Consider the following 13,151-nt stretch of genomic DNA (forward strand, 5'->3'; position numbering starts at 1 on the left):
CCGTGTCGTTGTCCGTTATCCGCACCGTCACCGTCGGCAACGGACGGAAAGGCGCGGTCGCCTGGTTGTAGTTCGGGTCACTACTCGCCGTCGTGTGGGTGATGAAGCTCAGGTGGAGATCCGCCTCGTCGATCGCGTCATCCACCGCCGTCACTTGCACGCTCTGCGCCGTGTTCCAGTTCTGCGGTGTGAAACTCACCGTCGTGCGGTTGACATTCACCTGCGCACCTTCGTACGCCAGCGTGATCGTCACCGGCGCGGTTGGTTCGCTCAAGAGCCGCACACTGTAACTGGTGCTCGCCCCGCCCTCGGTCACCTCCACCGTCGTCGGCGTGATCGTCACGCCCGCTGTGTCATTATCGGTAATCCGCACCGTCACGGTGGGCAACGGGGTAAAGCGCGCGGTTGCCTGGTTGTAATTCGGGTCGGCACTCGCCGTCGTGTGGGTGATGAAGCTCAGGTGGAGATCCGCCTCGTCGATCGCGTCATCCACCGCCGTCACTTGCACGCTCTGCGCGTCGTTCCAGTTTTGCGGCGTGAACGTCAGGCTGCTGCGGTTGACGCTGACCTGGGCCGCGTCCCGCACGAGCGTAATCGTCACCGGCGCGGTCGGCTCGCTCAAGAGGCGCACGCTGTAGCTCGCGCTGTCCCCGCCCTCGGCCACCTCCACCGTCGTCGGCGTGATCGTCACGCCCGCCGTGTCGTTGTCCGTTATCCGCACCGTCACCGTCGGCAACGGACGGAAAGGCGCCGTCGCCTGGTTGTAGTTCGGGTCAGCGCTCGCCGTCGTGTGGGTGATGAAGCTCAGATGCACATCCGCTTCGTCGATGGCGTCATCCACCGCCGTCACTTGCACCGTCTGCGCTGTGTTCCAGTTCTGCGGCGTGAACGTCAGGCTGCTGCGGTTGACGCTGACCTGCGCCGCGTCCCGCACGAGCGTAATCGTCACCGGCGCGGTCGGCTCGCTCAAGAGGCGCACGCTGTAGCTCGCGCTGTCCCCGCCCTCGGCCACCTCCACCGTCGTCGGCGTGATCGCCACCCCCGCCGTGTCGTTATCGGTAATCCGCACCGTCACCGTCGGCAGCGGGGTAAAGCGTGCCGTCGCCTGGTTGTAATTCGGGTCACTACTCGCCGTCGTGTGCGTGATCAGGCTCAGATGCACATCCGCTTCGTCGATGGCGTCATCCACCGCCGTCACTTGCACCGTCTGCGCTGTGTTCCAGTTCTGCGGCGTGAACGTCAGGCTGCTGCGGTTGACGCTGACCTGCGCCGCGTCCCGCACGAGCGTAATCGTCACCGGCGCGGTCGGCTCGCTCAAGAGGCGCACGCTGTAGCTCGCGCTGTCCCCGCCCTCGGCCACCTCCACCGTCGTCGGCGTGATCGCCACCCCCGCCGTGTCGTTATCGGTAATCCGCACCGTCACCGTCGGCAACGGACGGAAAGGCGCCGTCGCCTGGTTATAGTTCGGGTCGGCACTCGCCGTCGTGTGCGTGATCTGGCTCGTGTGGACATCCGCCTCATCGATGGCGTCATCCACCGCCGTCACTTGCACGCTCTGCGCCGTGTTCCAGTTCTGCGGTGTGAAACTCACCGTCGTGCGGTTGACGCTGACCTGGGCCGCGTCGAAGGCCAGCGTGATGCTGACCGGCGCCGTCGGTTCGCTCAACAGGCGCACGCTGTAGCTCGCACTTGCGCCAGCCTCGGTGACGTCGAGCGTCGTGGGCGTGATCGCCACGCCCGCCGTGTCGTTATCGGTAATCCGCACCGTCACCGTCGGCAACGGACGGAAAGGCGCCGTCGCCTGGTTATAGTTCGGGTCACTACTCGCGGTCGTGTGGGTGATGAAGCTCAGGTGGAGATCCGCCTCATCGATGGCATCATCCACCGCCGTCACTTGCACCGTCTGCGTGATACTCCAGTTCTCTGGCGTGAACGTCAGGCTGTTCCGGTTCACGCTGACCTGCGCCGCGTCGACGGCCAGCGTGAGCGTCACCGGCGCGGTCGGTTGGCTCAACAAGCGCACCGCGTAGCTCGCGCTGTCCCCGCCCTCGGTCACGTCGAGCGTCGTGGGGGTGATTGCGACGCCCGCTGTGTCATTATCGGTAATCCGCACCGTCACCGTCGGCAACGGACGGAAGGGTGCCGTCGCGTGCTGGTAATTCGGGTCGGCACTCGCCGTCGTGTGCGTGATCTGGCTCAGGTGGAGATCCGCCTCATCGATGGCGTCATCCACCGCCGTCACTTGCACGCTCTGCGCGTCGTTCCAGTTTTGCGGCGTGAACGTCAGGCTGCTGCGGTTGACGCTGACCTGGGCCGCGTCCCGCACGAGCGTAATCGTCACCGGCGCGGTCGGCTCGCTCAAGAGGCGCACGCTGTAGCTCGCGCTGTCCCCGCCCTCGGCCACCTCCACCGTCGTCGGCGTGATCGCCACGCCCGCCGTGTCGTTATCCGTTATCCGCACCGTCACTGTCGGCAACGGACGGAAAGGCGCCGTCGGTTGGTTATAGTTCGGGTCAGCACTCGCGGTGGTGTGGGTGATGAAGCTCAGGTGGAGATCCGCCTCATCGATGGCATCATCCACCGCCGTCACTTGCACGCTCTGGGCCGTGTTCCAGTTCTGCGGCGTGAAACTCACCGTCGTGCGGCTGACATTCACCTGCGCCGCGTCGACGGCGAGCGCGATTGTCACCGGCGTGGTCGGCTCGCTCAAGAGGCGCACGCTGTAGCTCGCACTCGCCCCGCCCTCGGTCACCTCCACCGTCGTCGGCGTGATCGCCACGCCCGCCGTGTCGTTGTCCGTTATCCGCACCGTCACCGTCGGCAACGGACGGAAAGGCGCGGTCGCCTGGTTGTAGTTCGGGTCACTACTCGCCGTCGTGTGCGTGATCTGGCTCGTGTGGAGATCCGCTTCGTCGATGGCGTCATCCACCGCCGTCACTTGCACGCTCTGCGCGTCGTTCCAGTTCTGCGGCGTGAAGACAAGGCTTGTCTGATTGACGCTGACCTGCGCCGCGTCGACGGCCAGCGTGAGCGTCACCGGCGCGGTCGGTTGGCTCAACAAGCGCACCGCGTAGCTCGCGCTGTCCCCGCCCTCGGTCACGTTCACCGTCGTGGGCGTGATCGCCACCCCCGCCGTGTCGTTGTCCGTTATCCGCACCGTCACCGTCGGCAACGGACGGAAAGGCGCCGTCGCCTGGTTATAGTTCGGGTCGGCACTCGCCGTCGTGTGCGTGATCTGGCTCGTGTGGACATCCGCCTCATCGATGGCGTCATCCACCGCCGTCACTTGCACCGTCTGCGTGATACTCCAGTTCCCCGGCGTGAAGGTGAGGCTGTTCCGGTTCACGCTGACCTGCGCCGCGTCACGCACGAGCGTAATCGTCACCGGCGCGGTCGGTTGGCTCTCCAGGCGCACGCTGTAGCTCGCGCTCGCCCCGCCCTCGGTGACGTCGAGCGTCGTCGGGGTGATTGCGACGCCCGCTGTGTCATTATCCGTTATCCGCACCGTCACGGTGGGCAGCGGGGTAAAGCGGGCCGTCGCCTGATTGTAGTTCGGGTCTGCGCTCGCCATCGTGTGCGTGATCAGGCTCAGGTGGAGATCCGCCTCGTCGATCGCATCATCCACCGCCGTCACTTGCACCGTCTGCGCCGTGTTCCAGTTTTGCGGTGTGAAACTCACCGTCGTGCGGTTGACGCTGACCTGGGCCGCGTCGCGCACCAGCGTGATCGTCACCGGGGCGGTCGGCTCGCTCAAGAGGCGCACGTTGTAGCTCGCACTTGCGCCGCCCTCGGCGACGTCGAGCGTCGTCGGCGTGATCGTCACACCCGCCGTGTCGTTGTCCGTTATCCGCACGGTCACCGTCGGCAACGGACGGAAAGGCGCGGTCGCCTGGTTGTAGTTCGGGTCACTACTCGCCGTCGTGTGCGTGATCTGGCTCGTGTGGAGATCCGCCTCATCGATGGCGTCATCCACCGCCGTCACTTGCACGCTCTGGGCCGTGTTCCAGTTCTGCGGCGTGAAACTCACCGTCGTGCGGCTGACATTCACCTGCGCCGCGTCGACGGCGAGCGCGATTGTCACCGGCGTGGTCGGCTCGCTCAAGAGGCGCACGCTGTAGCTCGCACTCGCCCCGCCCTCGGTCACCTCCACCGTCGTCGGCGTGATCGCCACGCCCGCCGTGTCGTTGTCCGTTATCCGCACCGTCACCGTCGGCAACGGACGGAAAGGCGCCGTCGCCTGGTTGTAGTTCGGGTCACGACTCGCCGTCGTGTGCGTGATCTGGCTCGTGTGGACATCCGCCTCATCGATGGCGTCATCCACCGCCGTCACTTGCACGCTCTGCGCCGTGTTCCAGTTCTGCGGTGTGAAACTCACCGTCGTGCGGTTGGCGCTGACCTGGGCCGCGTCACGCACGAGCGTAATCGTCACCGGCGCGGTCGGCTCGCTCAAGAGGCGCACGCTGTAGCTCGCGCTGTCCCCGCCCTCGGCCACCTCCACCGTCGTCGGCGTGATCGCCACCCCCGCCGTGTCGTTATCGGTAATCCGCACCGTCACCGTCGGCAACGGACGGAAAGGCGCCGTCGCCTGGTTATAGTTCGGGTCGGCACTCGCCGTCGTGTGCGTGATCTGGCTCGTGTGGACATCCGCCTCATCGATGGCGTCATCCACCGCCGTCACTTGCACGCTCTGCGCCGTGTTCCAGTTCTGTGGCGTGAAACTCACCGTCGTGCGGTTGACGCTGACCTGCGCCGCGTCGACGGCGAGCGTAATCGTCACCGGCGCGGTCGGCTCGCTCAAGAGGCGCACGCTGTAGCTCGCGCTGTCCCCGCCCTCGGCCACCTCCACCGTCGTCGGCGTGATCGCCACCCCCGCCGTGTCGTTATCGGTAATCCGCACCGTCACCGTCGGCAACGGACGGAAAGGCGCCGTCGCCTGGTTATAGTTCGGGTCGGCACTCGCCGTCGTGTGCGTGATCTGGCTCGTGTGGACATCCGCCTCATCGATGGCGTCATCCACCGCCGTCACTTGCACGCTCTGCGCCGTGTTCCAGTTCTGTGGCGTGAACGTCAGGCTGCTGCGGTTGACGCTGACCTGGGCCGCGTCGCGCACGAGCGTAATCGTCACCGGCGCGGTCGGTTGGCTCAAGAGGCGCACGCTGTAGTTCGCACTTGCGCCGCCCTCGGCGACGTCGAGCGTCGTCGGCGTGATCGCCACGCCCGCTGTGTCGTTGTCCGTTATCCGCACGGTCACCGTCGGCAACGGACGGAAAGGCGCGGTCGCCTGGTTGTAGTTCGGGTCACTACTCGCCGTCGTGTGGGTGATGAAGCTCAGGTGGAGATCCGCCTCGTCGATCGCGTCATCCACCGCCGTCACTTGCACGCTCTGCGCCGTGTTCCAGTTCTGCGGTGTGAAACTCACCGTCGTGCGGTTGGCGCTGACCTGGGCCGCGTCACGCACGAGCGTAATCGTCACCGGCGCGGTCGGCTCGCTCAACAGCCGCACGCTGTAGCTCACGCTCGCCCCACCCTCGGTGACGTCGAGCGTCGTGGGCGTGATCGCCACCCCCGCCGTGTCGTTGTCCGTTATCCGCACCGTCACCGTCGGCAACGGACGGAAAGGCGCGGTCGCCTGGTTGTAGTTCGGGTCACTACTCGCCGTCGTGTGGGTGATGAAGCTCAGGTGGAGATCCGCCTCGTCGATCGCGTCATCCACCGCCGTCACTTGCACGCTCTGCGCCGTGTTCCAGTTGCCCGGCGTGAAGGTGAGGCTGCTCCGGTTCACGCGCACCTGCGCCGCGTCGAAGGCCAGCGTGATTGTCACCGGCGCGGTCGGTTGGCTCTCCAGCCGCACCGCGTAGTTCGCACTCGCCCCGCCCTCGGCCACCTCCACCGTCGTCGGCGTGATCGCCACCCCCGCCGTGTCGTTATCCGTTATCCGCACCGTCACACTCGGCAACGGACGGAAGGGCGCGGTCGCCTGGTTGTAATTCGGGTCAGCGCTCGCGGTCGTGTGCGTGATCAGGCTCAGATGCACATCCGCCTCATCAAGGGCATCGTTCACCGCCGTCACTTGCACGCTCTGCGCGTCGTTCCAGTTTTGCGGCGTGAACGTCAGGCTGCTGCGGTTGACGCTGACCTGGGCCGCGTCGAAGGCCAGCGTGATGCTGACCGGCGCCGTCGGTTCGCTCAACAGGCGCACGCTGTAGTTTGTGCTCGCCCCGCCCTCGGTCACCTCCACCGTCGTCGGCGTGATCGCCACGCCCGCCGTGTCGTTGTCAAGAATTTCAATTGTTACAATCAGATCCGCAACTTGATTATAATTCGGGTCACTACTTAGTAAAGTATGGCGTATATCAGTTGCATGCAGATCATCTTCATCAATACGATCATCAACAGCCCTGACAGTCACCACCCGTGCATCATTCCAATTATCGGGCGTAAAGATCAACGACGATGGTGTAACTGTAACCTGGGAAGCATCATAATCAAGGTTGACGACAACCGGTGCCACTGGCTGACTCGAGAGATTGATCAGATAGGTTGTCTCATGATTCGCCGCATTCGGATCTTCACTCAGCCGGAGGTTGCCCGTGATGACAACCAACCCCGAGGCGTCATTATCAGTAATACGACCAACGACCGTCTGACGCAAACCCTCGTAGTTCAGGTCACTGCTTGTTGTTGTGTGATGAATACGCTGGAAATGGGGATCAAGTTCATCAACGCGATCATCAATCGTTGTCACCACGATGGTCTGAGGCACGTTCCAATTTTCCGCCGTAAAGCGGAGTTCATTGGCGCTGACCGTCACTTCACGCGGCAACTGTGCATCGAGCGGGTTGGCCGGATCAAAACTGAGCACGACCGAAACCGGGGCAATTGGCTGACTATTCAACCGCACCGTATAGGTACGCATATGATTCGGATGCCCAGGTGTTTCATGCAGATCAAGACTCAACGGAGCAATCAGCAAGCCTGCCGTATCATTATCAAGAATCGTAAACTCAATTGGTGGCAACGGGACAAAAGGCGCTGTCCTCTGATCATATCTGGGGTCACTACTTGCCACCAGATGATCGACAAAGGTCGTATGCAGATCCGGTTCATCAATCGCATCATTGACGGCGGTAACATTCACAACCTGAGGCACATTCCAATTGCCCGCATTAAACTGGAGCACGACCGGTTCAAGTGAGAGTTGAGCACGATCAAAGACGACACTGACGGTGACCGGAGCAAGCGGTTGAGTCTTCAGGCGCAACGAATAGGTCGTGCGATGGTTAGGTGCCGTAGGATGTTCACTCAACTGCCGATTCCCGGTCACAAGCTCAACACCTGCCGTATCATTATCGCGAATGCTCACGACCACATCAGGCACCGCAAAGGCGGCTGTCGGCTGGTTATACCGAAGATCAAGGCTCGCCAGGGTATGACTCAGGCGGCCCGTATGCAGGTCATCCTCATCAATCTGATCATCAACTGCCGAAAAGGATACCGTCTGAGGAACATTCCAGGTGTCAGGAGTGAAGAGCAATTCAGGTACGGCAACCGCTAGTTGCACATCAGGATTCAGGCGCACCACGACCGGATGCACAGGCTGGCTCTTCAACACGACCGTATAGGTGGCCGACTGACCTTCGTTCAGCGTAAACGCTGTCTGGCTCAGAATGACCCCGGCGGTATCATTATTTTCCACCGTGAGCACATAAATACTCGGGCTACCAAGGTTCGCGTTGGTTGGTGAACCAAGCGTAATAATCAGATTGCGATCATCTTCATCAATGCGATTATCACTGATCCCGAAACGCAGCCGCACACTCGTTGAACCAGCCGAAATCAGAACCGTCCCATCCCGAAGCGTATGTTCACTCCGGGGCAAGGTACCGCCAACAACAAACGGTACCTGGACATCAAAGGCACTCGGCTGGGTCAACTCGATCGTCACCGACGTGCTTCCAACGTCCTCACTTACCCGATGACCGCTCCCGAGAAAGCGCACTGTCGGCGGCGCATTGCTATCAAGAATAGTGAGCACTGCGGTTGGCGAGCCAACCAGCATCGCATTGACCGGATTACTCAAGCGCAGAAAGACCGTCTCGGGCGGTTCGTTCAGCTGATCGGGCAAAATCTCGATCCGAATCGTCTGAAAGACCTCGCCAGGGCGAAAGACCAGGGTTCCACTGGCTGGGCGATAGTCAAGCCCAGCCGTCGCCGTTCCATCACTGGTCTGATAGGCCAAGGAGACCGTACGGAAAAAAGGTTCGCTCAGGCGAACCTCAAAGATCGCAAAACCATCCTCTTCACTTGCCGTCACCGCAGTCGTTGAAAAGCCTACTGACGGTATTTCGGGTTCAGGCGTTGCCGTTGGGGTCGGCATATTCGTTGGCGTCGCCGGTGGGGGCACGGGCGTCGCCGTTGGCGGCGCTGCTGGCGTCGCCGTTGGCGGCGCTGGCGTCGCCGTGGCTTGCCCAGGCGTCGTTGGTGTCGCTGGGGGCGAGGTACCGGTGGTGGCAACTGGTGTTGCTGGCACTGGTGTCACCGAACCACCAGGGGCCGTGATTGGCGTTGCCGTCGGTGACACATTCACAGGCGTCGCCGACGTCGGTGTTGCGACCAGAGGAGGCCCAGGGAGCGGTGTTGGGCTCGACGGAGCGGCCACCGTCGCGACAGGGGTAGCCGTTGTCAGGCCAGCAGGCAAGACCGTTGGTGACGACGTTGGTGACGACGTCGGACTAGGCGTAGCCTGGGTCGCTGTAGGCGAGGGAGTTGGCGTCGGATCAAGCGGATCTGGCAAGCCAAACTGGCTCACCGGCGGGGCCGTCGGCAAAGCATCCCCTGGCAAATTAGGGGCAGGTGCATTGCGATCGGTTTCAGCCGCTTGGATCAATGGTGGACTGGGCGGCTGACTCCTCCGGAAAGGCAAGGGCCAGAACGAATAATTTGGACGCTCGTCCAGAAAACCAAATTCGCCAGTGTAACGTGAAATCCCCGGCATCGCGAACTCTAACGCAAGGCGAGCAACACCAAAGAAGCCCACCCCAAGGAGCATAAGAGCTAAGATTATTAACCATGGCAGCGGCTGTTTAAAGATCGTGCGATTAGGCAGCCGCAGCCATTTGGGTCGTCTTTTCAGGGCTTGGAATATCATCAGCGTAGCGCAGCGTAAAGAAGAACGTACTGCCTTGGCCAGGGACACTCTGCACCCCAATCGTGCCCCCTTGACGTTCTACCAACTGTTTACAGATCGAAAGGCCCAGTCCAATTCCGCGTTCCGTAGAATTAATACCCTCACTGGTACCATCGCCACGAATGAAACGCTGAAAGATCTGATCGTGCATATCAACGGGCACACCCTGACCGGTATCCTCGACTTCGACCCGGACATGATCGTGACAATCAATGGCACGCAAGATAATCGTGCCTTGTACCGTATACCGACGGGCATTATCAAGCAACTGATACACAACCTGGCGCACATGATCAAAATCGGCCATCACCATCCGCAAATGCTCAGGGATCTGGATCTGCAGCGTCAGACCCTTGGCTTTGATCTGGCTCTGCACGCGCCAATGGCTCTCATCAATCGGCAAACGCAAATCCACCGGGCCAAGCTCAGTCATCACCACTCCGGCGTCAAGGTTCGCCACTGTAATCACATTTTGGAGCAAACCAGCCATATTATGGGAGTGTTGACGGATCGCATCCACAAAGACCACCTGGTCATCGTCGAGTTTCCCAACCAGACCACGGAGCAACAGATCGGCATTGCCACTGATCACCGTAAGCGGGGTGCGCAACTCGTGCGAAATAGTCCCGATAAAGTTTGTTTTCGCCCGGTCAACAGCAACCTCAGCGGTCATATCTTGCAACAGACAGACAAAACCCGAACGGGTTTGATCCGCCCGCCTGACAGGTGCCAGCGACACCCGAACAATATAGTTGCCAAGCATATAGAGTTCCTGATCTCGCTGAGAAGCAAACTCAGGCACCCCCTCCACCAGGCGTTTCATCGGAATATCGCTGAGGCGCTGTGGCCCAGGGGCACTCTCGTCGATGCCAAGCAACTTCCGTGTGGCCTGGTTGATCAACGTCACAATCCCTTGATCATCAATAACCACAATGCCATCGGTGATGCTATCAACGATAGCGGCCCGTTGCGTCGAATCGGCATCGACCCGAGCTAACAATTCGGTCAGAAACTCGGTCATCGTATTGAAACTGAGGGCAAGATCGCCAATCTCATTCACCACACGCACATTGGCCCGCCGCACAAAGTTGCCGCTACTCACCTCATTGGCTGTCTGCACCAACTCTTCCAGTGGAGAAGTAACACGCCGCGCAATCCAGATGCCAGCACCGAAAACCGAAAGCGCAAGCGCAAAAACAACCGCCAGAATCGGCCAGAAGACCGTATTCGTCGCCTGAATAATCTCACGCATCGAAAGCCCGGTCGCAACATAGCCGAGATGGGTGCCATGCACGATCAGGGGCACGTACGCAAACTTGAACTCTTCATCGGCGATCGCTTGTTGCACCAGCAATGGTTCACTAAAGCGATTGAACGAATCAGCATTGTTCAGAAAGCGCTCCAGCGCCTCCGGACTCATCGGCGGTACGACAACGGGTTGCGCGATCAATTTCGGATTAAAGGCAGCCTGGATGAACGTACCATCAGGACCATAGAGCAGCACACCATCGGATTGCGAGCGCATAAGCAACGTATTGACGAGGTTATCGGCACGCATCGCGACGATCACGCCCCCCACCACCTCGTCTTCATAACGCACCGGGGCGACCGTCGCAAAATAAAAGGTGTTGGTATCGGTAAATTCGATCAGGGCAGGAAATTTATCGATCGAATCGTCAACCCCAAGCCTCAAGATCGCGTCAACAAACCAGACATCCCGAATATCACGCCGAGGATGCCGAAGATATGTTGTCTGCGTGGAATCAACTGGACGCTCAAAATCAACCAGTGCCTGCCCATCACGATCAAACGCAATCAGTCGATCCAGGCGCACTCCACTGCGATTCGTTCCCAGCCGAAAGAAGAGATCAAGCACTGAGGCCAGCTCGTCAGGGTCTTGAGCATCGAGCGCGTCAGGCACCCCTGCTATCTTCAAGGTTTCATCTGGTGCCGCAAAGGTCACATCACGCAGAAAGTCGAGATTCATCTCCTCTTGCAAGGTAAATGAATTGCGTACCAGATTGGTAACAATAATCACCTGATCGTCCAGGCGACGGTTGAATACACGAGTGTACAAGAAAAATGTATATGACGCCCCGACTAGCACTACACAGATAGTCAGAAATAAAAATGGTAGAGTGATCTGGTAACTAAGCCGGGAGTTCAGCTTTTTCCAGATCTTATCCATGAAAAGCCACCTTTGGCCTATATTCGTTTGTCAATGGACAAACAGCACAATATCACGGGATTGCGCAGAACCTGAACCCCCAACCATAAGTATAAAAGGTCAAAGAGGGAAGGGCAAGACCTGGATGGGGGTTTTAGATAACAGTTTTGTTACATTCTTTGCGGGAACAACGTCAGCTACGTCGGCGTTGTTCCCGCAAAGAATGTCACGGTCGAGGGCGCACCCTCATACACAACAGATCATGCTATAATGTCACCGTTCGAGACACAGATTTGCCGAAGAACAGGGCACGCTCGCACCGAGAAAAATCATGAAACTTATCGTCTTTGTCACAAATGATGGCGATGCTGACGCAAGCGTTGATGCTTTGGTAGAGCAGGGCTTTCGAGTGACACGCCTGGCAACAACTGGTGGTTTTCTCAGACGTGGCAATACGACGCTGCTTGTAGGTGTTGAAGATTCACAGGTCGAGCAGGCGCATGCTTTGCTCAAGCAAGTTGCCCCAGGCACCCTTGCGATTACGATGGATCTCGACCGTTACGAGCGGCTTTGATATACATATACTTTGCGTATCCTCTATATTGCTGCTGGCATTCCTGTTCCTGGCACGCTCGGGGGCAGTACCCATGCCTATGAAGTCGCCCGGGGGCTCGCGCAACGCGGGCATACGGTGCATCTGCTCGCCTCTTCCCACGAGGGGTGGGGCGGCCTTGCTCCGTTTGTGCGGCCAGTTTCTCTCGCTGCCGATGGCTTCATGTTGCATCAACAGGATGTCCCCAAGGCGCTAAGCCTGCTGACCGTGCCAACGGTACTGCGCCTGGCACGTGCGGTGCAGCCCGATCTGCTCATCGAGCGCTACTATAACTTTGCGGGTGCAGGAGTTGTTGCGGCGCACAAACTGGGCATCCCTGCCCTGCTCGAAGTCAATGCGTTGATCGTTGATCCGCCCGAGGTTGCCAAACGCCGCTTCGATGATGCCTTGGGTGGCCCGTTGCGCCGCTGGGCCGAGTGGCAGTGTCACCACGCCGCCGCAATTATTACCCCATTGCATACAACCGTTCCGGCAAGTATCCCCCGCGCAAAGGTGATCGAATTACCCTGGGGAGCCGATGTGGAACGGTTTGCCGCTGTGGCGGAACAACGCATACCTCGCCACTCAGGCCGCCCGCGGATCGTCTTTATGGGGTCGTTCCGTGCCTGGCACGGCGTCACCGATGTGATCCGCGCTAGTTTGTTGCTGCTCGCCCAGGGGTACGATCTTGAGGTCATGTTGATTGGCGATGGGCCTGAACGCTCGGCCGCCGAGGCGCTCGCCGCTCCACGGGCAAGCCATTTTCATTTCACCGGGGCCGTGCCGTATGCGCAGATCCCGGCGTTACTCGCCAGGGCCGATCTGGGTGTGGCCCCTTTTACGACCGCACCGCATCCCGCCCTCCGTGCCGCCGGTTTCTTCTGGTCGCCCCTCAAAATCTATGAGTATATGGCCGCCGGGTTGCCCGTCGTCACTACGGCGATCCCACCGCTTGAGACCGTGATCCGCGAAGGTGAGGAAGGGGCACTCTTTGCCGAGGGGGATGTCGCCGGGTTTGCCACTGCGATCAGGCAGGTTCTGGCTGATCCAGTGGCCGCCCATGCGATGGGTCAGCGCGCACGGGCACGCGTGGTTGAACACTATTCGTGGCAGCACCATTGCGCAGCATTAGAAAAAATTAGCGCTGCCCTCACAGGCCTCGCCTGAGTGGTCAGCGCACCAACCAAGCACCCGTGTTGACGCAA

Annotated in this window: 4 protein-coding genes; 2 read left to right on the forward strand and 2 right to left on the reverse strand. The window is 60.3% G+C overall.

The annotated features are described in order from the left end of the window. On the reverse strand, window positions 1–9,049 hold a 9,049-nt coding region (locus tag EYB53_RS11355; protein ID WP_135478307.1), incomplete at its 3' end, for a Calx-beta domain-containing protein. Between the two features lie 49 nt (window positions 9,050–9,098). Next, window positions 9,099–11,264: a sensor histidine kinase gene (locus tag EYB53_RS11360; protein ID WP_254151029.1), complete on the reverse strand. Its 2,166-nt coding sequence runs from the start codon at window positions 11,262–11,264 to the stop codon at window positions 9,099–9,101. 421 nt (window positions 11,265–11,685) lie between these two features. On the opposite strand from EYB53_RS11360, the gene EYB53_RS11365 reads away from it, so the two are divergent. Further along, window positions 11,686–11,928 (forward strand): cyclic-di-AMP receptor, encoded by a 243-nt coding sequence (locus tag EYB53_RS11365; protein ID WP_097654551.1) that lies wholly within the window; start codon window positions 11,686–11,688, stop codon window positions 11,926–11,928. Between the two features lie 12 nt (window positions 11,929–11,940). Continuing rightward, complete coding sequence (locus EYB53_RS11370; protein WP_135478309.1) at window positions 11,941–13,113, forward strand: glycosyltransferase family 4 protein; 1,173 nt, start codon at window positions 11,941–11,943, stop codon at window positions 13,111–13,113. Window positions 13,114–13,151 lie beyond the last annotated feature (38 nt).

The organism is Candidatus Chloroploca mongolica, assembly GCF_004762035.2.
In the GTDB taxonomy this organism is placed as follows: Bacteria; Chloroflexota; Chloroflexia; order Chloroflexales; family Chloroflexaceae; genus Chloroploca; species Chloroploca mongolica.